At 44.2% G+C, this 22080-nt stretch carries 18 protein-coding genes; 5 read left to right on the forward strand and 13 right to left on the reverse strand.

Annotation, left to right across the window (positions count from 1 at the left end; genetic code table 11):
• Nucleotides 1–237 precede the first annotated feature (237 nt).
• The 4 genes from D1814_RS12485 to D1814_RS12500 all read right to left on the reverse strand — a co-directional run bounded on the left by D1814_RS12485 (nucleotide 238) and on the right by D1814_RS12500 (nucleotide 2926).
• A complete protein-coding gene (locus D1814_RS12485; RefSeq protein WP_118495382.1) occupies nucleotides 238–687 on the reverse strand; it encodes a DUF4426 domain-containing protein in 450 nt (149 codons plus the stop codon).
• Nucleotides 688–798: 111 nt separating this feature from the next.
• Nucleotides 799–1335 (reverse strand): YggT family protein, encoded by a 537-nt coding sequence (locus D1814_RS12490; RefSeq protein ID WP_118492733.1) that lies wholly within the window; start codon nucleotides 1333–1335, stop codon nucleotides 799–801.
• Nucleotides 1336–1355: 20 nt separating this feature from the next.
• Entirely contained in the window at nucleotides 1356–2177 is an 822-nt protein-coding gene (gene proC, locus D1814_RS12495; protein WP_118492735.1) for a pyrroline-5-carboxylate reductase, read from the reverse strand.
• 62 nt (nucleotides 2178–2239) lie between these two features.
• On the reverse strand, nucleotides 2240–2926 hold the full coding sequence (locus D1814_RS12500) for a YggS family pyridoxal phosphate-dependent enzyme (protein WP_118492737.1): 687 nt from the start codon (nucleotides 2924–2926) through the stop codon (nucleotides 2240–2242).
• Between the two features lie 27 nt (nucleotides 2927–2953).
• Here D1814_RS12500 and D1814_RS12505 point away from each other — a divergent pair, with 27 nt between their 5' ends.
• From D1814_RS12505 to D1814_RS12515, 3 genes are all read left to right on the forward strand, one after another.
• Nucleotides 2954–3997, forward strand: a complete 1044-nt coding sequence (locus tag D1814_RS12505) for a type IV pilus twitching motility protein PilT (RefSeq protein WP_118492739.1) — start codon at nucleotides 2954–2956, stop codon at nucleotides 3995–3997.
• An 8-nt stretch (nucleotides 3998–4005) separates the two neighbouring features.
• A complete protein-coding gene (locus D1814_RS12510; RefSeq protein WP_118492741.1) occupies nucleotides 4006–5118 on the forward strand; it encodes a PilT/PilU family type 4a pilus ATPase in 1113 nt (370 codons plus the stop codon).
• A 133-nt stretch (nucleotides 5119–5251) separates the two neighbouring features.
• On the forward strand, nucleotides 5252–5569 hold the full coding sequence (locus D1814_RS12515; RefSeq protein ID WP_118492743.1) for a putative signal transducing protein: 318 nt from the start codon (nucleotides 5252–5254) through the stop codon (nucleotides 5567–5569).
• A gap of 46 nt (nucleotides 5570–5615) precedes the next feature.
• On the opposite strand, the gene ruvX is transcribed toward D1814_RS12515, so the two are convergent.
• From ruvX to D1814_RS12535, 4 genes are all read right to left on the reverse strand, one after another.
• On the reverse strand, nucleotides 5616–6047 hold the full coding sequence (gene ruvX / locus D1814_RS12520) for a Holliday junction resolvase RuvX (protein WP_118492745.1): 432 nt from the start codon (nucleotides 6045–6047) through the stop codon (nucleotides 5616–5618).
• A complete protein-coding gene (locus D1814_RS12525) occupies nucleotides 6040–6606 on the reverse strand; it encodes a YqgE/AlgH family protein (protein ID WP_118492747.1) in 567 nt (188 codons plus the stop codon). The genes ruvX and D1814_RS12525 overlap by 8 nt, the downstream gene beginning before the upstream one ends.
• Nucleotides 6607–6745: 139 nt before the next feature.
• Nucleotides 6746–7699, reverse strand: a complete 954-nt coding sequence (gene gshB / locus D1814_RS12530; protein ID WP_118492749.1) for a glutathione synthase — start codon at nucleotides 7697–7699, stop codon at nucleotides 6746–6748.
• 138 nt (nucleotides 7700–7837) lie between these two features.
• Complete coding sequence (locus tag D1814_RS12535; RefSeq protein WP_118492751.1) at nucleotides 7838–8566, reverse strand: 16S rRNA (uracil(1498)-N(3))-methyltransferase; 729 nt, start codon at nucleotides 8564–8566, stop codon at nucleotides 7838–7840.
• A 792-nt stretch (nucleotides 8567–9358) separates the two neighbouring features.
• Here D1814_RS12535 and D1814_RS12540 point away from each other — a divergent pair.
• Nucleotides 9359–10201: a mechanosensitive ion channel family protein gene (locus D1814_RS12540; RefSeq protein ID WP_118492753.1), complete on the forward strand. Its 843-nt coding sequence runs from the start codon at nucleotides 9359–9361 to the stop codon at nucleotides 10199–10201.
• A gap of 108 nt (nucleotides 10202–10309) precedes the next feature.
• Here the strand turns inward: D1814_RS12540 and D1814_RS12545 are convergent, their stop codons facing one another.
• Nucleotides 10310–11107: a M48 family metallopeptidase gene (locus D1814_RS12545; protein WP_118492755.1), complete on the reverse strand. Its 798-nt coding sequence runs from the start codon at nucleotides 11105–11107 to the stop codon at nucleotides 10310–10312.
• 407 nt (nucleotides 11108–11514) lie between these two features.
• Between D1814_RS12545 and D1814_RS12550 the strand changes: the two genes are divergently transcribed.
• On the forward strand, nucleotides 11515–13317 hold the full coding sequence (locus D1814_RS12550) for a choice-of-anchor I family protein (protein ID WP_118492757.1): 1803 nt from the start codon (nucleotides 11515–11517) through the stop codon (nucleotides 13315–13317).
• Nucleotides 13318–13646: 329 nt separating this feature from the next.
• On the opposite strand, the gene D1814_RS12555 is transcribed toward D1814_RS12550, so the two are convergent.
• The 4 genes from D1814_RS12555 to D1814_RS12570 form a co-directional block, all read right to left on the reverse strand.
• Complete coding sequence (locus D1814_RS12555) at nucleotides 13647–16673, reverse strand: TonB-dependent receptor (protein ID WP_118492759.1); 3027 nt, start codon at nucleotides 16671–16673, stop codon at nucleotides 13647–13649.
• An 84-nt stretch (nucleotides 16674–16757) separates the two neighbouring features.
• Nucleotides 16758–19472 carry a poly(beta-D-mannuronate) lyase gene (locus D1814_RS12560; RefSeq protein ID WP_118495383.1) on the reverse strand — a complete coding sequence of 905 codons (2715 nt, stop codon included), beginning with the start codon at nucleotides 19470–19472 and terminating at the stop codon, nucleotides 16758–16760.
• A gap of 358 nt (nucleotides 19473–19830) precedes the next feature.
• Complete coding sequence (locus tag D1814_RS12565) at nucleotides 19831–21144, reverse strand: MFS transporter (RefSeq protein ID WP_118492761.1); 1314 nt, start codon at nucleotides 21142–21144, stop codon at nucleotides 19831–19833.
• A gap of 51 nt (nucleotides 21145–21195) precedes the next feature.
• A complete protein-coding gene (locus D1814_RS12570; RefSeq protein WP_118492763.1) occupies nucleotides 21196–22074 on the reverse strand; it encodes an NAD(P)-dependent oxidoreductase in 879 nt (292 codons plus the stop codon).
• Between the last annotated feature and the right edge of the window lie 6 nt (nucleotides 22075–22080).

The following is a 22080-nucleotide window of genomic DNA, read 5'->3' on the forward strand; positions in this document are numbered from 1 at the left end:
CTTTAATTTTCACGAGCTAACTTGCCCGACCAGTTGTCTTGATTATTTACTACTGCATCAGATTGGTAAAGGGGGGTTATCAATTTTTTAACACAATAAAAAAGCGAGATACCCATTTAAGGCTATCTCGCTTTATCAATTTTAAAAGTATGTTTAGTAAAAAGAGGTTACAAATTATCAGCATTGGCAAGGTTTACTGCGTAAACATTATTGCCTAAGAAAGTAACCTGTAGTTGCCTATTCATCCACATACATTTTTTGCTGGAATTTCAGCGTCTGTTTACTTGCACCTTTTTGTACGTCTATTTCAAACCTGAACGTTTCTTGATCGCGAAACGGTAGTACGGCGAGATAATAAATGGCATCGCCTTCTTCCACTTTCTTGAAGGTAAGTTTGCGAGCATTGCCTAAGAGGTTCTTTGCCGTACCTGTTACGTCTGCACGTTGCGCTTTACCTGAAGTTTTGTCGAGTACAGAGATATTAACCAGCGCGTTAAACTTGCTTCTAACAATACCGTAATTAGCTGCAACTTCAGGCGTTAAAAAAGGCGTACTTACTACCATATAGTGTACATCCCATTCACCAAGCGTTTTCTTCTGTTCGGCAAATGCAGAGAAGCTTAAGCAAGCTATAGCTATAGCAAGAAATGCCACATAGCCTTTATTAATTTGTTTTATCTTACTCATGATAGACCTTACTTTGCCTTCATATTTTTCTTTTACAAAACAGCGGGAGTACCCGCTGCCTAATACTGTATGACCTAAGGTTTCACCTTTAATGCCTGTAGTAAACATTGTTTACATAGGGAAAGTGTCTTGGATCAGAAGCTGTAAAAACTGTAATGCGATGATGGCAATCAGTACCGACAAGTCAAGGCCACCTAGCGGAGGAATGACTTTGCGAATAGGCGCTAAAAAAGGTTCAGTTAGTTGATACAGCACATAGTCTACCGGAGATTGACCTTGCGATACCCAGCTTAAAATTGCACGTAACAGCAATACCCAGAACATTAACGATAGGGTTTCTTTTATCACGCCAATTACCGATAAAATAGCTATGCCTACGGGGTTTAGAGTACCGCCAAACATAAGTCCAAGAGTAATAAGTTTAAGCGCGCATACCGCTATCGCCAACACAAAGGTAGCGGTGTCGAATCTGCCGATTGACGGGATAACACGGCGCAACGGCCCCACGATAGGGTGGGTTGCTTTTACTACAAATTGACTCATTGGGTTATAAAAGTCTGCTTGAACCATTTGTAACCAAAGGCGCAGAATAACCACCATCAAATAAAGGCTAAATAAGGTATCAACCAAAAATACCGTTGCATTCATGTTGTGTTTTTCCTAAAACGTTATAGCTGTTTTGCCATTTCTTCAGCACGCGCTACGGCTGCCCGCATCGACTTGCTGACAATATCTTTTAAGCCTTCATCAATGAAGGTATTTACGGCCTCGGCTGTAGTGCCGCCCTTTGACGTAACTTGGGCACGAAGCTCGCTTAATTCAAGATCAGGGTTGTTACAAACCATTTCAGCTGCGCCCAACATAGCCTGCTGCACCATAAGGCGTGACTGGGCTTGATCAAACCCCATGTTCATGGCCTCTTCTTGCATGTTTTGTAGGAACAAGAAGAAATAGGCTGGACTGCTTCCTGCTGCGGCAATAACACCGTTAATACCATCTTCTTTATCTACCCAAACGGTTTCGCCCACGCTGTTCATCACATCGTCTACGTACTGTCTGTCAGATTCAGACACTGTATCGTCGGCGTACATACCCGACATGCCTTTGCCTAACAAGCTTGGTGTATTTGGCATAATACGAACCACAGGGTATTCGCCGCCTAACATCTCTTGTAATCTGGCAACGGGTAGACCGGCCGCGATGCTCATAAACAACTTACCTGATAGGTCGTTATTTTTTTGCAGTTCGCCGCACATATCACCCATAATTTGTGGTTTTACCGCAAGCACAATGGCGTCAGCGAATTGGCAAGCTTCATCGTTAGATTGAGTGGTGTGAATACCAAACTCGGCTTTAAGGCCGTCTAACTTTGGTGTGGACGGGTTTGCCGCAAGAATATTTTCTTTTGAATACCCAGATTTGATAAGACCACTGATGATGCTGCGGCTCATGTTGCCCGCGCCAATAAATGCTAATTTTTTCTGTTGCATGTAAATCCTATTTGTTGATTGCATTTAAGTCTGTGTAGCAAGGCTAAGCATTCTAGGTGTGGCTAAGTACGTTTACCGAAAATAGCGGTACCTATTCGAACCATGGTAGACCCATGTTGAATCGCTTCTGCCATATCACTACTCATTCCTACGGATAGGGTATCAAAATTGCTCAGTGATGTATGGTAGTGGTCAAATAATTCTTTTAGCTTAGATAGTGTAACGCGCTGTTGTTCTTCACTTGGGTTTGCTTTGGGAATTGCCATCAATCCGCGTAAACAAAGGCGCTCCTGAGATGCTACGAACTCGACTAACGAAGCTAAGTCGTTAAGCGCTACGCCAGACTTGCTGCCTTCATCATCAATGTTTACCTGAATACATACGTTTAAAGGCGGCATTGAGGCTGGGCGTTGTTCATTTAGGCGGCGGGCTATTTTCTCTCTGTCTACTGACTGAACCCAATCGAAATGTTCGGCTACTACTTTAGTTTTGTTTGACTGAATAGGGCCAATCATATGCCACTCAATATCCTTGAACCCGGAAAGTTCCTGAACCTTTTCAACACCTTCCTGCACGTAGTTTTCGCCAAACATTCGTTGTCCCGCTTCATACGCTTCAATGATATCTGATACGGGTTTTGTTTTGCTAACCGCTAGCAATTTAACGGTTTTTGGTGGACGATGTGCACTGGTAGCGGCTTGGTCTATTCCTTTTCGTGCGGAATCTAGTCTTTCTGCTATTGTTTGCATTATTCACCTTGTTTTGGAGAAGTGGTTGTGGATATTACCGAACTTTTGGCTTTCAGTGTTAAGAATAACGCCTCAGATTTACACTTATCAGCGGGCCTCCCACCAATTATTCGTGTAGATGGCGAGATGCGTAAACTTAACGTGCCTGCCCTCGATCACAAGCAAGTTCATGGTCTTGTTTACGAGATTATGAATGACATGCAGCGCAAAGAGTACGAAGAAAACTTAGAAACCGATTTTTCATTCGAAGTAAACGGTCTGTCTCGTTTTCGTGTTAATGCCTTTGTTCAAAATCGCGGGGCTGCGGCGGTATTGCGTACTATTCCTAGCAAGGTGCTGACCTTAGACGACCTTGGCGCCCCCGAAATTTTTAAAGACATCATTAATCAGCCTACCGGAATAGTGCTAGTCACTGGCGCTACAGGCTCGGGTAAAAGTACCACCCTCGCGGCTATGGTTGACCATATCAACACGCACAAACGCGAACATATTCTTACCATTGAAGATCCCATTGAATTTGTCCACGAGAATAAGCTCTGCTTAGTAAACCAGCGTGAAGTACACCGCGATACACACTCGTTTAACAACGCCCTGCGCTCAGCGCTTCGTGAAGACCCCGATGTAATTTTGGTGGGTGAGCTTCGTGACTTGGAAACCATTCGCCTTGCTATTTCAGCTGCAGAAACAGGCCACTTGGTGTTTGGTACACTACACACCAATTCAGCACCGAAAACCATTGACCGTATCATTGATGTGTTCCCAGCAGAGGAAAAAGCCATGGTACGTTCGATGTTATCGGAGTCGCTTCGCGCGGTTATATCGCAAACCCTGCTTAAGAAAGTAGGAGGAGGCCGAATTGCAGCCCATGAAATAATGGTGGGCATCCCAGCTATACGAAACCTTATTCGTGAAGATAAAGTGCCGCAGATGTACTCGGTTATTCAAACCGGGCAAGCGCATGGTATGCAAACCATGGATCAGTGCTTACAGAGATTGGTAGCTATGGGGGTCATTAGCAAAGAAGATGCGGCGGCAAAGTCAGTAGATAAACAGTCTATGAACAACTTCTAGAGGCCATTATGCTAGATTCACTATTACAAAAAATGGTCGATACCAATGCGTCGGATTTATTTATAACGGCTGAGTTTCCGGTAAGCGCCAAAATTAACGGTAAACTAACGCCAGTGACGGAAAGTGCTACGTCGGTAGAAGAGTCGCTCGCGCTGGTTCACGAAGCGATGACCGAAAAGCAGCGAGACGAATTTCATACGTCGAAGGAATGTAATTTCGCCATCGTACGTGACGGTATTGGCCGTTTCCGTTGTTCAGCATTCTGGCAGCGCGACCAAGCGGGTATGGTTATCCGTCGAATCGTGACACAAATTCCTAAAGCTGATGATTTGGGTCTGCCGCGAGTACTAAAAGAAATTATTATGTCTAAACGCGGTCTTGTTCTATTTGTAGGTGGAACAGGTACAGGTAAATCAACGTCACTGGCTGCGCTCATTGGGCATAGAAATGAGAATTCTCATGGGCATATATTAACCATTGAGGATCCTATCGAATTTGTCCACGAGCATAAGAATTGCGTAATTACTCAGCGAGAGGTGGGTATCGATACCCAGTCTTTCGATGACGCACTTAAAAGCTCGCTTCGTCAGGCCCCTGATGTCATTTTGATTGGTGAAATCCGTTCAATGGAAACCATGGAATATGCCATGTCGTTTGCCGATACAGGGCATTTATGTGTGGCAACGCTACACGCCAATAACGCGAACCAAGCTATAGAGCGCATTATGCACTTGGCGCCTAAAGATCAGCACGATAAGCTGCGCTTCGATTTAAGCCTGAACATACGCGCTATTGTTGCTCAACAACTTGTGCCGACACCAGACGGTAAGGGCAGGGTAGCGGCTATAGAAATACTGCTTAATTCGCCGTTAGTGCGCGACCTTATTCAGCGCAACGAAATAGGCGCATTAAAAGAAGCTATGAAAAAGGGTAAAGAGCAGGGCATGCAAAGCTTTGATATGGCTCTTTATGACCTTTATAAAGCGGGCAAGATTGATATGGACCAGGCGCTTCACCATGCTGACTCGCCTAACGATCTGCGCTTAATGATCAAGCTTGATACCAGTGACGGCTCTAGCTTAGGCACCTTGTCTAATGTGTCTATTGATATGGATGACTAGGCACTGCTTCTTCAGTACTGCAGTTACACTTTGAAAAAGGGGTACCTGGATAATTACTTAAAAAGCAGCTCAAGGGCTGCTTTCTCGTATAAGCTCTACGCGGTATGCATTATTTTTTGCAATAGGATAGTCATTGAAAAAACTTTTCTCCTCACAAGACGCTTTTGAAATGCAGGCGGTTCGCAGCGAACTCGATGCGCTGTCTATTCCCTATATGGTAAAAAATGAATTTGCTGGTGGCGCAATAGGAGAGCTACCTTGGCAGGATTCTCAGCAGGAGGTATGGCTCGTCGACGATAGCTGGTATGCGCGAGCATCGAAAGTTATAGAGGCCATCGTTCCCAAATCACATAATACGAATAACATCAGTGAAGACTGGCGATGTGACGCGTGTGGTGAGGAAAACGGCAGCGCATTCGATGTATGCTGGCAGTGTGGCGCGGAAAAGTAGAAGTCCAGAAACTAAAAATTAAAAACAAAGAGTAGCGCAAAGGCGCCTACTCGTACTGGCTTTCGCTCCAGCTGGTAAAGATCACGCAAGCTGATACGCTATCAATTTTATCTTTAGTAAGCTTTTTATAGCCTCCTAACTCAAACAGCATAGCTTTAGCGTCTGTAGTAGTAAGACGCTCGTCACAGGTTTCCACTGCAACACGAAAACGTCCGTGGAGTCGATTGGCAAACTTGCGAGCTCGTTGGGTCATTTCTTGTTCTGTACCGTCCATATTTAGCGGCAAACCCACAACGACAACATGGGGTTGCCATTCTTCATAAAGCTTTTCAATTAATGCCCAATCTGGAATGCCGTCTCGTGCCTTAAGCGCCGCAAGAGGTGAGGCAGTGCCAGTAATTTCCTGACCGACCGCTACGCCGATACTTTTGGTACCAAAATCGAACGCCAATACAGTGCGACTTCCTAGATCAGGCATGTCCTGCTCCTGGCGCTAGCTGCCATACATCAACACCGAGTTTATTTACCGTTGCTTGCCATCTTTTATGCATAGGTGTGTTAAACAAGATTTCTTCGTCCGCTTCTATGGTTAGCCAGGCGTTTTCCTGCATTTCCTTTTCAAGCTGCCCGGGTGTCCACCCGGCGTAACCTAAAGCAATAAGTACGTCTTTTGGACCTTCATCGTTGGCAATAGCCGTCAGAATATCCTTTGATGTAGTAACCATTATTCCCGGAGCGAGCTTAAGGCTAGATGCCCAAGACTTTTGCGACGAATGCAAAACAAATCCACGTTCTTGGTTGACCGGCCCTCCCGCTAAGACAATTTGTTCTGCTTTGTCTTCAGAAACCGTCAACTCTTTATCGGTTTGTTCAAGAAGTTGTTTGACGTTCATAGTAGAGGGCTGATTTACTACAATACCCATAGCGCCTTCAGCATTGTGCTCACAAACATAAATGAGTGAGCGTGAAAAGTAGGGATCGTCCAAGCTAGGCATTGCGACCAGAAAATGATTTTGTAGGCTTTTTAATTCCGTCATAGTTTGCTTTTTTACTACTATAATTTATAAACGTCTTTTACTTTTGGGGTCTTCAAACACTAAGGTTAAAAGGCCCTGCATTCACCCATGTTGGGCCTCTTCCGAACTCCCCGCGCCGGCGGCTAGTGCAAAGCACGTTTTATCTGTTGGCTAAGCGCTTTTCAATTGCGTCAAACAGTGCGCCCATAATGTCTACGTCGTACGCGGCTTCTATTTCTCTTACGCACGTTGGGCTGGTAATGTTTATTTCTGTAATTTTATTGCCAATAACATCAAGCCCTACAAACAGAATATTATTTTCTCTTAGGGTAGGGGCAATGGCTTGTGCTAATGCGCGGTCTGAATCAGAAATTGGCTGAGGGCGGCCAGTGCCACCGGCGGCTAAGTTGCCTCTCGTTTCCCCTTTAGTTGGCAGCCGCGCTAGGCAGTATGGCATTACTTCACCATCTACAATCAATACACGCTTATCACCGTCTTTAATCTCTGGAAGGTATTCTTGTACCATCATATAGCGCGTGCCTAGATGAGTCAGAGTTTCAATAATTACACCTAGGTTATTACCGTCAGGCTTTACTCTGAATATAGAGGCGCCACCCATGCCGTCTAAGGGCTTACAAATAATATCTTGATGCTTGGCATGAAACTCACGAATAAGCGCCTGATTGTTCGAAACTAAAGTATTCGGGATATGCTCTGGGAAATACGAGGTAAACAACTTTTCATTGTAGTCACGAAGAGCTTGAGGGTTATTTACAACCAGCGCCCCGGCGTCTTGCGCCAGCGACAATATCTGGGTGGCGTACAGAAATTCGCTGTCAAAAGGTGGGTCTTTACGCATAAGTAAAACATCAATATCCCCTAAATGCAGGGTTGCTTCGTCTTCAATCGCGTAGAAATCTGTCGCTTGGTCTTTAACCGACACGGTTTTGCCCAAACCCATAGGCTTACCATTGTCTAAATACAGGTCTTTTAGTTCGAAATAAACAACCTTTGCACCGCGGCGCTGAGCTTCAAGCATCATCGCAAAGCTTGTGTCTTTATGTGGCTTAACGCTTGCGATGGGGTCCATAATTACGCCAACGGTATATTGCATAATGTTCTCACTTTGAATGTTTATAAAATGCCGGCTCTTATAGCCCTGCTGATAATCTTTGTATATTGGGTCACACCCTAATACTTCAAGTTACTGACCTAGCAGGGCTCTGTAAAAAAATGGGTTTAAAATATAGGCTTAAAAGTCGCCGAATTGTGCCTGAAGAATACTCAAACTGGTAATTGCCGCCGTTTCGGTACGTAAAATACGTGGCCCTAAACTTACCGACTGATAACCGTTTTCGTTGGCTTGATGGATTTCTGTGTATGATAGCCCGCCCTCTGGGCCTATAAGCAGTCTAAAGCCCTGCGTATTATAAGGTTGTCTCGCCAAACTTTGTTCTGCACCGGGTGCTAGCACTAACCGCGTAGTGTTGGTTGAGGAGGACAGCCACTGACTTAAACTTACTGGGGCGTTGAGCACGGGAATAATATTGCGACCACTTTGTTCACAAGCGCCAATAATAATTTTCTGCCATTGCTGAATTTTCTTTTCCCAACGTGACTCATCAAGCTTTACTGTACACCGTTCAGTAATAACAGGCGTTATCTCTGTTACGCCAAGCTCTACACTTTTTTGCAATACAGTGTCCATTCTATCGCCTTTAGAGACGCCCTGACCTAAGTGAAGGTGGAGGGGAGACTCTTTTGCTAAAGAAAGACATGCATCGGCTTCAACCGTTACTTTCTTCCTTTGAACACTTATGACTTGCGCACTGTATTCGTTGCCATCGCCATTGAATAGTACGATAGGGCGATTGGGTTTTATGCGCAGCACGGTAGCGATGTGATGACCCGCATCTTCGGTTAATTCAAATTCTTGTTCTAAAGGAATTGGGTTGGGATAATAAACTCTTGGTATACGCATAAGGAATCAGGTGTTTGGTTTTGATGCGTATGATACGTGTCTGGATATGCAGGTTGCAATGCTGTCGACGGCATCATGTAAATAATTAAATAAAAACTTACACAAACGGCAACACGCGACCTATCTTTTAATAATCACCTGACTCGTAGGTTTACTCTACGCCGCAGAGGGCGAAGAATTACTCGAAGTGGTTTTCAACACGGCGGAAGAAGGCTTCGATTTTGGTGCTGGGCGGTATTCCGCTCTTGCATACTTAGTGTGTTTTCCTTTATCAGTGCGTAGTGAATATAAAAATAAACACAAAACGACCGAAAACAGGGTTATGAGAAGCAACATGCGTTAATCCTTTAAGTGACATAGTTTGCTAAAGCTCGTTCATAAGAATTAGCGAAAAAGGACCGAAACCCATAATCTACATCAATTCTTATGAGACTTTAGTCTAAAACTTTAAAGCTGAAAAATCATCAAAAAAAATGTCTTAAAACTCGGTAACTTCCAAAAAAGTGATAAAGCCAGCAAAGCGCATTCAAGCTTCGGCGTAAAATAGTGCATTTACTGAGTGACAAACGTATGACAATTATGCAAAACAATACTTAAACTTTGGTATATATTTAATCCGAAAGTAGCGATACTTACCGCTACTTTTGGATAATGCTAACACTATCAGGAGCCTACAAAGCTTAGACTTTAGGGCGAATTTACGCTGTTTGGCCCTATTATGTATTGGTGATAATACGAATAGCTGCTAACGTATCTCTGCTAATTACAACTAACCATGACAAGGACCATATAATGGAAGAGAAACTCTCACTTTTTTCAGCAAGTGATGTTGAAAGGTACATAAACGACTATGCCATTCCATGGGGCATTAATATCCTAATGGCGATAGCGATTTATGTAGTCGGTAAAATAGTAGTTGGATTTATTCTGTCTGTATTTAGACGCCTAATGGCTAAATCTAAATACGATGATATGTTGGTCGATTTTCTAGAAGCGATACTTAGTGCTATCTTGATGCTATTTGTTATCGTCGCGTCACTAGATCAACTAGGTGTAGATACTACTTCACTTGTAGCCATTTTAGGCGCGGCTGGTTTAGCCATTGGTCTGTCATTACAAGATTCACTTAAAAACTTTGCAGCAGGCGTAATGCTACTAGTATTTAAGCCGTTCAAAGCGGGTGATTTTGTTGAAGCTGCAGGTACCGCTGGTTCAATCAAAAAAATTGGTATTTTCACAACTACAATGAATACGCCAGATAACAAGGAAATCATCGTTCCAAACGGCAATATTTATAGCGGTAACATCACTAACTACTCTGCGAAAGATACTCGTCGTGTAGATATGGTTGTTGGTATTGGTTATGACGCAGACTTACTTAAAGCTAAGCAAGTGCTGCAAGAAATGATTGAAGCGGATGACCGTATTCTAGCTGAACCTGCTCCAACCGTAGCGGTTTCTGAACTTGCTGATAGCAGTGTTAACTTTGTAGTACGCCCTTGGGTAAATGCTGCAGATTTCTGGGCAGTTAAGTTCGACTTTACAGAGCAAGTTAAACTTCGCTTTGATAAAGAAGGTATATCAATTCCATTCCCGCAAATGGATGTGCACCTACACAAACAAGACGGTGAGTAACCGTTATCTTGGAAACAAAAAACGCTGCTAAATGCAGCGTTTTTTTTGCCTAAAAATAAGTGGATTATTTAGGCACTAAATAAACTATAAGCCTATAAGGCTGTGCTTTTATTTACAGTTAGGTCGATAAGCCGTGCCCTGATAGTCAGCATAGGCAGCGGGCATATTTGCCTGTAGGTTATTAATTCTTGTCTGAGGTGCAGGGTGAGTTGATAATAGTTCCATCGGGCGTTCGCCGCCGCTCGCCGCATCCATGTTTTGCCATAAATTTACAGACTGCCTTGGGTCAAACCCAGATTTTGCCATTAGCTGAAGACCAATGACGTCGGCTTCTGACTCGTGAGTTCTGCTAAAAGGAAGCTGAACTCCTACTTGAACACCTAAACCAATCGCTGCCATGATAGGGCCTGATTGAGGCACTTCGTTCGCGGCCAACACTTGACCTACCGCTTGACTGCCTACATTAATTAACGTTGACTGAGACATACGCTCGTTACCGTGTTCCGCAATAACGTGACCTACTTCGTGACCAATAACGGCCGCTAGCTGATGTTGGTTTTCTGCTACATTTAATAATCCGGTATATACACCTATTTTTCCGCCAGGTAGCGCGAAAGCATTAACCTGTTCATCATCAAACACCACCACCTCCCATTGGCCACTAAAAACACTCGTCGGAACCTGAGTTGTGATGGCGTTTGCAACGCATTCCACATAAGTATTCTGTACAGCTTTACTCGATATTTTTAGCTCTTCTTTCATGCCTGAAAAAGCTTGATCGCCCATTTGTGCTAGCTGGGCTTCTGAATAAAGTAATACTTGGTTTCTACCGGTAGGCGAGGTTGCACATGCAGTTAATGTGAGCGCAGCAGCAATAACCGCTGAGGCAGTGAATTTCAATTTCATAGTTAATCCTTTTGATTGCTGAATACCCTCATTTTCATGACGCTGTCACAAAAAATGATATTCCATTCAGTTTATACATCTGTTTGACCGTATTAGTATCAGATAGCGGGAGCAAATAAAACTAGACATTCGCGCTAAAGATCCTGCTTCGTGTTTGTGACCGTTTCTATTGAATTCAGTAAGTAGGAAAAACGTTGAAATATGTTCTTACAATTGACGTAAAGTAGGCTAGGTGCGTGCTTTTTTATAGAAAAATGACACGCTTTTGCCTTCTTAATATTTGTGTCATAAACTGATTCTAATTTATACATAGAAGTTAAATAAATTTTCTGGTGTACTAAGAGTAGAAATTTAAGATTTCTCGGACCTCACAACGTACGACAAAAAACAATTAAAAAGGAAATCAAATGGCAGTGCGTAACAAGTTTAAATATGGATTAATTGCATTTCTAGTTTCAGCTGCGCTCACAGGATGCGGCCTTGACGGTGATGATGGTGCTCAGGGAGAAACAGGGGCACAGGGACCACAGGGCGAACAAGGTGAGCCGGGCACTGATGGTAACGATGGCACCGATGCTTCCATCGGTATCGCGATGGATATCGTGGGTCGCGCCTTTTTAGGCAATCAAACAGCAGCTGAGATCGTTCAGTATCATTCTGACACTAGCACTATTTACGCCACTAACGGCGAAACTAATACAATTGCGGTTATTGATGCCTCAGGCGTTAGTACAGCAGCAATGTCAGACCCAATTAATACAACTACCCTAACGTCGTCCACGATCGCATTGCCAGCTGACATTAACGGCGTGGTGCTTGGCAGCTTAACAAGTATTGCAATAAGCGGTGATCTTATGGCTGTTGCAGTCCCGGCAGATGTTAAAACTGACAACGGTTATGTGCTGTTTTACAACGGACTTGATAGCTCTGCTCCCGCATTTTTAGACTCGGTAGAGGTAGGCGCACTACCTGATATGGTCACTTTCACCCCTGATGGCGGTAAAGTGTTGGTAGCGAACGAAGGCGAGCCGTCGGATGACTATACCGTTGACCCTGAAGGTTCTATTTCGGTTATCAACATTCTTGCCAGTGGCGAACCTGAAGAAACAGGTACTACTGTAGGCTTTACTGCACTTAACGGCAGTGAAGCTGAGCTTATGGCACAAGGCGTGATGTTCCCAAACCCAGCAGGGCGCACAATTAACGGAACAGTTATCACCTCGACTGTAGCGAAAGACCTAGAGCCGGAATATATTACAGCGACTAACGATGTTGCCTATGTAAGCCTCCAGGAAAACAATGGTTTAGCAATTTTAGATTTAGAAGAATTAACCGTGGATATTGTTGGCTTAGGCACCAAATCTTGGGCTGGGCTTAACATTGATATCCAAGAGAATGATACGGTTAGCTTTGGTCAATATACTGGCCTTTATGGCGTATATCAGCCAGATACTATCGCTAATTTTACTTGGAAAGACGCAACTTTCATTGTAACAGCGAACGAAGGCGACGCCCGTGAATACTTCTTTGAAGCTGCTGATGAAGCTGCATGTACTGAAGCTGGTGGTGTTGATTTTGATGAAGACGATGGTTGCCTTGCGTATACCGATGAAGTGAAAGTAGAAGACCTAACTGCTGCGGCAAATTCAGAGTTGGCGATGCTACAAGCAACAGGTGAAGCTGATGGTTTGCGTGTAACTGCAGCTATGGGCGATGCGGATGGTGATGGTGAATACGATGCGGCATATGCGTACGGTGCACGTTCATTCACCGTTTGGGACCAGAATGGCCTGGTGGTTTATGATTCTGGCGATGATTTTGAGCGCATTACCGCTTCAGTTCACGGCGCGCAGTTCAACAACGGTGACGACGAAAATGCTAGCGATTCGCGTTCAGAGGATAAAGGACCTGAGCCTGAAGCATTAACCGTGGGGCAAGTAGGTGACCGCACTTATGCATTCATCGGCACTGAGCGCATGGGCGGAATTTTTGTGTACGACGTGACTAACCCATACGACGTTCAGTTTTCAGAGTATGTAATCAACCGCGACCTTACGGAAGGGTTAACTAGCGATAACGTTATTGGCGACCTTGCGCCAGAAAGTTTGGTATTTGTTAATGCTGAAGACAGCCCGAGCGGTGTTCCTCTGCTTGTTGTGGGTAACGAAGTGAGCGGCACAGTAACGGTATGGCAAATAAACCAGCTGTAATTTAACATTCAATAGTTAGTCAAAAACCCGCTTTACTAAGCGGGTTTTTTATTGCCATTAAATTGGTGGTATATCACTTCAATTAAACCTTTCAGCTTTTTGGATATATAGAGCCTTCATCAATGTATGTCCTGTCTTCTAGGGTATATAGCCTGTCAGGTTATCGGGCATTAACAAGCCAGTGGAGAGTACGGGTAGCATTACTTACCATAGGTTTGCTGCAAGGTTTGTGGAGGGCGAATAAAAAAGCCCGAGCTTGAACTCGGGCCTTCTAGCGTCAAGTGATGCCTTGCTTTTGCGAGGGCATTACTTGCTACGATTGGAAGTGCTTAGTACTTAACAGTCACACCTGCAAACAAACGTGGACCATAGTCGTTAACTTCGCCAAGGTTACCCTGAACGTAGTAATCTTGAGACTTAGGCGCACTGAATAGGTTAATTGCTTCAACCTTAACGCGTACATGCTCATTAACTTTATACGATGCGCGGGCTTCCCAAACACCAACTTCATCTACGTAGCGAAGACGAGTACCATTGCTGGTATACGGCTGGAAGTACTCACTTCTGTACTTGTAGATAAGCGCTGTATCTAGGTCGCCAATCTGGTAGTAAACCTGACCGCTAAATACATGCTCAGAGAAGCCAGGTACAGCGCCTGGAGGAATGATACCTTGAGTTAACTGAGTAGTATTACCGTCAAGGTCGGTAATAAATGTATCACCGTAATTACTGTCCTCAAACTCGTAATCAGTGTCGGCATAGTTATAGCCGAATTTAACACCGATACCACTATCCCAACGGTAAGCGATTGAGGTTTCGATACCGATGATGCTGCTGCTTTCGTCTGTTGTTACAGAGTTAGTAATAGGCAAGTCATAATCGTCACCTTCAATCTCAAAGGTTTCTAGCACTGTTTGCTGTTGGAAGCCACCGTTAAACTGCTTGTAGTAAACTCCGAAAGCAAAAATTGAGTCTTCATTCGGATACCATTCAATGGCAACGTCATAGTTCCAAGACATAAGTGGCTCTGTACTTGGGTTACCTGAACCATTTACGCCAACAATTAGGTCTGAAATAGTGGTTGGAGCAACTTCATCATCTGTTTGGAACGTACGGCTAAAGCCTAGGTCTGATGGGTCTGCGCGAGACATACCGCGATAGATGCCTGCACGCAGTAAAATATCGTCGCTATAATCCATTACAAAGTTAGCGCTTGGAAGTATCTCAGTGTAGCTACCGCCACCTTCAATGCGTTCAACGACGGAGTCATCTTCAACAAGTGTCAGTGTACCCAGTTCACCTTCAATAACTTCAAATGAATTTCTGAAGCCAATTGAAGTAACTTCAGTGTTTACGACACGAACACCAAAGTTACCGCGAACGAACTTACCCCACATTTCTGTGTCGTAGTTTGCCATTAAATAACCGGCATAAGTGCGTTCAGTTACATCTATTGTTCCCGAGTTTTCATATTCTAACTCAGGGTAAGCAAAGTCATCGCCATTAGATGCAGCTACGGCACGGGCGAAGCAGTTGTTGTCATACGTTGCCCAAGAAGAACCAGTACCGCTATCTACCGTATTTCCGTTGCCATCAACGTGAGTAATAATGTCACCATCTGAGACAGACGATAAGAAATCACTTTCCGGGAAGTCAATCTGACAACCTTGCATGAGTGCAATTGCCTGAGCGATTTCTTCTTCGTCACTTGAGCCTTCGGTAGGCGAGAACGTCCATTCAGTTCTAGAACCATTACCCTGAGAACCACCAAGTTGTACAAATGTCATTTCAGATGCACGTAAGCCACCTTCTATGCTTACGAAAACATCATGGTCAAGAATGTAGCTGAAATCTACTTTAGCTGACTTAACTTCGTTTTCGCGCGTGTTTTCTCTATCAGCACGTGTACGTAAGCTATCGTAAAAGTTTGTGATATCAGTCACGTCAAAGTTCTGTACCGTGAAATGAGGAATGTCATCGCCCATATCCCATGAGAAGAATTGTCTATCTTCGGTGCGGGCACGGTTTGAAATTTGTAGTTCTTCACGCTCGGTTTTTGAGTAGGCAAGGTCGAAACTTAACGTTAATGCATCAGTAGCAAAGTGTTCAACATTGATACCAAAACCATGATAAGTCTCGTCGCGAGAGAATTGCTCACCAGAGCTTTCAATGCGGTCTTGACCTTCCCAATGTAAAATGCCGCCTACATCATTGGTTACCAATGTAGGGCCGGTCAAGCCAGGTATCGCACGTTTCTGTAGGAAGATTAAGTCGTGCCTTGCTTCTTGCTGTAAGCGATTCGAGTACTGGAAGTCAGTGTTAATATCCCAGGCGTCATTAGGCTGAAACTGTAGTGCTAAGAAGAATGCATCACGTTCGTCAGATGTTTCGTTTTGACGATAACTACGAGAGCTACCTGTCCACGCATAAGGTGAACCTGCACTAATTGCCTCACCAGTCTCTGGGTCGATTTCCGTGTTATAGCCTTGGTTTGAGCTGCCGCTTACCTGGTCTTCACAGTCGCCAGCGCTGCTGCGGAAAAAGCCTTCATTGGTATTTGTCGGATCGTTTAAACATGCCCATAGTGACGAACCCGTTGGGCTAGAGCTTCTGTACTCGGCTTCAGGTTGAGTTATATCCTGACGCTGGGCACCGATAGAGATACCTAACGCAGAGCCGTTGTTGAACTCAAACTGGTCAACATAGCTTATCGTTCCACGATAGCCTAAGTCACTGTGAAGTGAATTATCTACATTGCCTTCGTCAGGGTTATAGTTGCCTTTAACTTCACCCTGAATACGCTGCTTGCCGTAATCAAGAGGGGCTACAGTTTCAAGGGCGATAACACCAGCCACACCACCTTCAATCATAGAGGCGTCTTGGGTTTTATAAATAGCAATTTTCTTAACCAGTTCGCTTGGGAACTGTGAGAAGTTAACAGAGCGGTCACCACTACCGTTAGTCGCTTCACGGCCGTTAATGTGCGTAGCACTTAAGAACGGACCTAGACCACGAATAGTAATTTCTGTAGCACCACCATTTTCACGGTGCGAAGCAGCACCCGTAATTGATTCTAGTGCTTCACCAATCGAAAGCGCTGGTAAATCACCAATGTCTTCGGCCGATAAGCCGTCAACAACAGTAGTAGATTCGCGCTTGATCGAAATCTGGTCTTGTATAGTACGACGTGAGCCAACAACGTCAATAACTTCTACGTCCTCCGCCGCGGTCTGCTCTTGCGTTTCTTGCGCTTGTACTGAAAAAGCGGCAGTGCTGGCTACACCAGCGATGAATGCAGCTCTTACCCAACGCGCAGTTGGATTTAGTGCAAAGGGTGTGCTTCTTTTCAACGACATTACAATTTCTCCGTTGTGTTATCGATGCACTAACGCCCCGAAGGGCGCAGTGACTTAATGTGTAGGGTATTTGTGTTTTATGTATTAATTGTCTGCTGTCCAAGTAGAGCCAGCACCTACATCAGTAGACTGAATGTAGTAAAGCCCTTTAGCTCCAGCGACTGCTTGTGCACCGTTCGGGTCGGTTTCAATTAGACCGTTGGTAGCGGTAACAAACTCTGGCACTTCCTTGCCATTGTCTGCGGGGTTTTGGTCGATAGCGCCGTCGGTATCAAATTCGCCATTGCCGTTAAGGTTGCGAATGTCTACCCAAGACTCATCTTCAACATCGCCTGATGCATAGCTATCAGTAAAGCCGAAGTTGTTAGAAAGTAATGATTCTTCGTGATTGATTAGATCACAGTCGTATTCAAAAGCGTGGTCACTGCTCACTGCTTCTGAGTCAAACGCAAAACCTAAGGTGCTTTCTTTATCTGCTTCGTTAAATCCATTAGCAATAGCATTAGCATCGAAGTCGATTACGAAGAAGTTTTTGGTTAAGCCATACAGAATAGGGGCGTTATCTGCAGTTAATTCATCGCAATCGCCTACTGGTGCTTTACTGCCAATCTCTGTACTAAATACGATGGGCTGAAGTGAATTTAGAACAGTATTATTGGTAACCGTAAGCGTTAGGTCGCCGCTGCCGTCAAGCACAGCTTGGTTACCTGCGTTAGGTACACCGCCGTCAGCCTGTGAGAATGGGTTAGCAGTGAATACTAAGCCGCCAGCTTCTTTGTTGCCTGAACGGATACCTGCTATGTAGTTGTTAGTTACTGTATGGCCGAGCGGTGTCATCAATACACCACTTGGACGGTCGTCTGAACCAGAAATATCAGTTGTTCTGATAATGATATTATCATTAACGGTGTTAAACCCACCGTCTTCTAGCGAAATACCACCATTAGCATCGATAATAGTGTTGCCCTGAATAGTAGCGCCAGACGTTTGAACGCGCATTAGGCGACGGCCTGAAGTGAAGTTATCAATACGGTTGTACTGAACAACAAAGTTCGCGTCTTCTGCCGCATCTGCACCCGTAGTACTTCCAACGTTAAGAAGTAATAGGCTTGATTGGTTGAAGTTTGGGTTAACCGCATTTTCAAACAAATTGTACTGAATTGTATGGTTTAGACCCGAAGAAGAGAGCTTGATTACTGAACCTTTAACCGCGTTGTTTCTATTGCGGAAGGTATTACGCTCAATCATTGCGCCTTCACCATTAACAACAAGCCAATGATGAGTTTCTTCATTCAATGTGGTCTGGTCACCATCCATTGTGTTTTCAGCAAAAGTAAAGTTATCGCCTTCTGAATAGATAACTGCAGCGGCTTCGCTTTCACAGTAAGAGTCTAATGCCGTATCAATGTTCTCAAAACGCATGCCTTTTATCGCAGCACCGTCTACCGTGCTCGCAATATTCACACATGCTTCACCAGATATAACCGGGGTTTCGCCTTCTACGGCAGTCATGGTTACAGCACTAGTTAACATAATGGGTGCTAGGTCAGCATAAACGTTGGTGTTTAGGCCTACGACATCGCCGTCGGCAAGGCCGCTATTAAGGGCACTTTCAAGACCGGCTTTATCGTTAACAACGGTAGTGTAAACAATGGTATCTACCGCATCTGATGCAGAACCTTCAAAACCATCATTATCCGTATACGAGGCTTCCACAGAAATAATTGCGCCAGCGTTAGCACTTGGTGTGTAAGTGCTGCTGTTACTATCGGCAATAGCTACGCCATCAGCAAACCATGTGTATTCTACGTTCGCTTCGTCAAACCCGTTGTTGTCTGTCAGTGTTGCCGTTAAAACACCGTCTACCAAATAGGGAACGGATCCTGTTATCTCAATCGAGCCAGCCTCGTCTACAGCTTGCTCGTTAACCGGTATAGTAGGTTCAGAAGTGATAACTTCTTCAAATCCGTTATCATCAGTGTAAGATGCCTCGACAGTAATTACTTGTCCAACCAGACTCGCATCAACAACGTAACTGCTTTGAGTAGCTCCCGAGATCGCAGCCTCATCACCATACCATTGGTATGTCACTTCACCGGTAGCGCCATCTTCATCACTAATTTCTGAAGTAAGGGTGTTGCCAACAGTAGGCGTGCCTACAATAGCGATTGCACCTTCTGAATTTACACGACCTACAGGGACTGTCGGTTCAGACATAGGCGCTTCATCAAAACCGCGGTTATCAGTAAAAGTCGCTGATACGGTAATAACTTTACCAAACTCATTTTCTGTGAGCGTGATTGTAGATGTAACTTCATTTTCAATAGCAACATCATCTGCGAACCATGTATAAACAACATTTTCTGGTTCTACACCGTTTTCATCTGAAACTGTCGCAGTCAGCATGCCGCCTACTACCACATCGCCAGAGATGGCGATACTTGATTCAAACGCTATTGCCATCACATCACTTGTTGGCTCACTTACGTGAGATTCGTTAATACCACCATCGTCGGTGTAAGAGCCTTGTACTGTTATAGCCGAACCAATTTGATCGTCAGTAAGAGTAAAACTTGCACCGCTGGCGTCAGCAATAAGTTGATTGTCTGCGTACCAAAAGTAGTTTACGTCTGATGAAATACCATCTGGGTCACTGACTGAGGCAGTTAGCGTTTCGCCAGAAGTTGGCGTACCAGATAGCGTGATACTACCTAGCGTATTAGGGTTATTATCAGAATCTACATCGCATCCCGTAATGGCTGCTGCTATGGCACAAAGTGCAAATGCTTTAATCTTCATGATGGCATCGTGCTCCGAGTTAAATTGTAGGGTGGTAAAGTTTTTATTTTGTTTTGGTGTTACCAATATGTGTATTTGTCTTTACCAAATTGGTAATAATGCTAATAAAAACACAATTTATTAACATTTGCTAGCAAATTTACTAAATTTCTTGAAAATTAAAGCGTTTCAAATTAGCTCATTAGAAGATATGAGCTGAATTGGTCAGATAGGTCTGGGGTAAGAGTACTTTTCTCTGTAACACTCAGATGGATTTTAGGTTAAGGGGCAAACTAACGTCATTTGCTAGCAACACTAGAGCTTTGTGTACAAAAAGCGCTACCAGACAATTTAATAATTCTGGTAGCGCATCGGTGTACTAACGCTTAGGCTTAAGCATTTCTATTTTTGGAATAAGAAGCCAAATGGCCGCAATCGCAACGATAGCTAACGATGCTCCGATGACGAAGGCTGGCGTATAGTTACCATCTGCAGTAAGCCATGGAACTAACGATGTTAACCCTACAGCACCTAGTTTTGCCGCCATTCCAGAAAAACCGGATAAGGTACCCACCGCTCTTTTACCAAACAAGTCACTTGGAAGGGTTTGAACGTTACCTATTGCTGTTTGGAAACCGAACAGGATAACGGCCATAATAAGAACAGCTACTGTTGGCGCGCCAGGGTCTGACATTGCGATAAGTGCAGGAAGCATTATTAGACAGCCTAAGGTGATAACTAGCTTCCTTGTCTTATTCGGCGTCCAGCCAGCTGCTATGCGATTTTGCGCTAACAAACCGCCAAACCATGCACCAAGCATTGCACCTACATATGGTACCCAGCCGTATATACCTATCTCGGTAACGTTCATGCCGTACACTTCGTTAAGGTAGATAGGTATCCAGAATACAAATAACCACCAAATAGGGTCGATTGCCGCCGAAGCGATAATTACACCCCAGCTCTCTTTACGAGAAAGCAGTTCTCCTGTTGAAGGACTGTATTCTTCCATTTCCTTGGCATTACCATTTTCATCTTTATTTTCGCTCATGGTGCGCTGACCAGAAAGAATATAGTGTTTCTCTTCCTCGGTAATCCATGCGTGCATCGCTGGTGGAGCTTTAACTATAATTACCCAAGGCAATAGCCATAAAAGACCGATGACACCTACGATAATAAATACTGCTTGCCAGCTAAAATGTAGGGTTAAAAAGCCAATAATGGGGAAGGCTATGATGCCACCAATGGCTGCACCAGAATTAAAGATACCTTGGGCTAACGCGCGTTCTTTCGTGGGGAACCACTCCGCGTTACCTTTGGTCGCACCAGGCCAGTTGCCTGCCTCGGCAATCCCTAAAATCGATCTAAAGATACTGAAGCTCAACATGCCTTGCGCAAAAGCATGAGCAATAGTGGCGAGGGACCAGACACCAATAGAAAGGACGAAGCCAATTCGCGTTCCAATCCAGTCGAAAATCTTACCGAAAATCGCCTGACCAAACGCGTAAGAGAAAACAAACACGATGGAGATATTAGCGTAAATCTGTTTCCTTTCTAACGCTGATTCATCGGGAAACAAGTCTTCTACAATAGCAGGCCATAATACGCTTAAAGCTTGCCTATCGATGTAATTTATAATTGTTGCGAGAGCAATAAGTGTAATTACCCACCAACGTAGACCTTGAATTTTCACGGCATCACTTCTCTTTTAGGTTGTGTATAGTTTCGCCAGAGCGTTCGTTTACTACTTATCTAGTTTGACAAAATAGTCATAGATTTCAGGTACATTGCCGTTACCCAAACCCGCGTCTAAAGCTGCTTGCAAATTCGCTGATGAACCTTCAGCAATTTTTGACTCAGTGCCCAAGTCTTCTACCATTTTCAAGAAATAGCCTAGATCTTTGTTAGCGTTAGCGATAGAAAACCCTAAATCACTATTGTTATCAACTGCATAGTTTTTACAGAATTGCATAAATGGTGAGTTAGATGGACCTGCTGACATGATGTCAAAAAGCTGTTGGCGATCGACACCAGCGCGCTCTGCTACCGCAAAAGCTTGTGACATTGCACAGACGGTGGTCATACCCATGAAGTTATTAATAAGTTTTGTAGTGTGACCTGCGCCAAGCTGGCCAAGGTAGAATACATTTTCACCTTGTTCATCAAGTACAGGTTTCACTTTTTCAAATGTTTCTTTATCGCCAGAAGCCATAATATTAAGTAGGCCATCTTTTGCATGCGCTGGTGTACGTCCTAACGGTGCATCTACCATGCCTACACCTTTGGCTGCCAAGTCTGCGCCAATTTTTCTTGTTGAAGATGGAATAGATGTTCCAAAATCAATAACCACGGCGCCTTCTTTAAGACCCGCCATAATACCGTCTTCAGCATACATTACTGATTCGACAATATTCGACGTCGTTAAGCACAGCATGACGATATCCGCGCTCTCAGCTAGTTCCTTACCTGTTTTTGCTACCTTAGCGCCGCGTTCCGTGCACTTAGCAACTGCGTCAGGGTTTAAGTCCATAACTGTGGTTGGAAAGCCCTTGTTTAAAAGGTTTTCAACCATGTTGCCGCCCATTAGACCAAGCCCGATGAAACCAATTGATGGTTTAGACATTATCTT

Source organism: Alteromonas sp. BL110, assembly GCF_003443615.1.
GTDB lineage: Bacteria > Pseudomonadota > Gammaproteobacteria > Enterobacterales > Alteromonadaceae > Alteromonas.

What these genes read in the sequence shown, in the direction of transcription:
- D1814_RS12490 (WP_118492733.1), bottom strand. Translation starts at nt 1,335, where the DNA reads ATGAATGCAACGGTATTTTTGGTTGATACCTTATTTAGCCTTTATTTG.
- D1814_RS12525 (WP_118492747.1), bottom strand. Translation starts at nt 6,606, where the DNA reads ATGACGGAATTAAAAAGCCTACAAAATCATTTTCTGGTCGCAATGCCT.
- D1814_RS12500 (WP_118492737.1), bottom strand. Translation starts at nt 2,926, where the DNA reads ATGCAAACAATAGCAGAAAGACTAGATTCCGCACGAAAAGGAATAGAC.
- proC (WP_118492735.1), bottom strand. Translation starts at nt 2,177, where the DNA reads ATGCAACAGAAAAAATTAGCATTTATTGGCGCGGGCAACATGAGCCGC.
- D1814_RS12535 (WP_118492751.1), bottom strand. Translation starts at nt 8,566, where the DNA reads ATGCGTATACCAAGAGTTTATTATCCCAACCCAATTCCTTTAGAACAA.
- D1814_RS12540 (WP_118492753.1), top strand. Translation starts at nt 9,359, where the DNA reads ATGGAAGAGAAACTCTCACTTTTTTCAGCAAGTGATGTTGAAAGGTAC.
- D1814_RS12545 (WP_118492755.1), bottom strand. Translation starts at nt 11,107, where the DNA reads ATGAAATTGAAATTCACTGCCTCAGCGGTTATTGCTGCTGCGCTCACA.
- D1814_RS12550 (WP_118492757.1), top strand. Translation starts at nt 11,515, where the DNA reads ATGGCAGTGCGTAACAAGTTTAAATATGGATTAATTGCATTTCTAGTT.
- D1814_RS12570 (WP_118492763.1), bottom strand. Translation starts at nt 22,074, where the DNA reads ATGTCTAAACCATCAATTGGTTTCATCGGGCTTGGTCTAATGGGCGGC.
- D1814_RS12555 (WP_118492759.1), bottom strand. Translation starts at nt 16,673, where the DNA reads ATGTCGTTGAAAAGAAGCACACCCTTTGCACTAAATCCAACTGCGCGT.
- D1814_RS12510 (WP_118492741.1), top strand. Translation starts at nt 4,006, where the DNA reads ATGCTAGATTCACTATTACAAAAAATGGTCGATACCAATGCGTCGGAT.
- D1814_RS12485 (WP_118495382.1), bottom strand. Translation starts at nt 687, where the DNA reads ATGAGTAAGATAAAACAAATTAATAAAGGCTATGTGGCATTTCTTGCT.
- D1814_RS12560 (WP_118495383.1), bottom strand. Translation starts at nt 19,472, where the DNA reads ATGAAGATTAAAGCATTTGCACTTTGTGCCATAGCAGCAGCCATTACG.
- gshB (WP_118492749.1), bottom strand. Translation starts at nt 7,699, where the DNA reads ATGCAATATACCGTTGGCGTAATTATGGACCCCATCGCAAGCGTTAAG.
- ruvX (WP_118492745.1), bottom strand. Translation starts at nt 6,047, where the DNA reads ATGCCTGATCTAGGAAGTCGCACTGTATTGGCGTTCGATTTTGGTACC.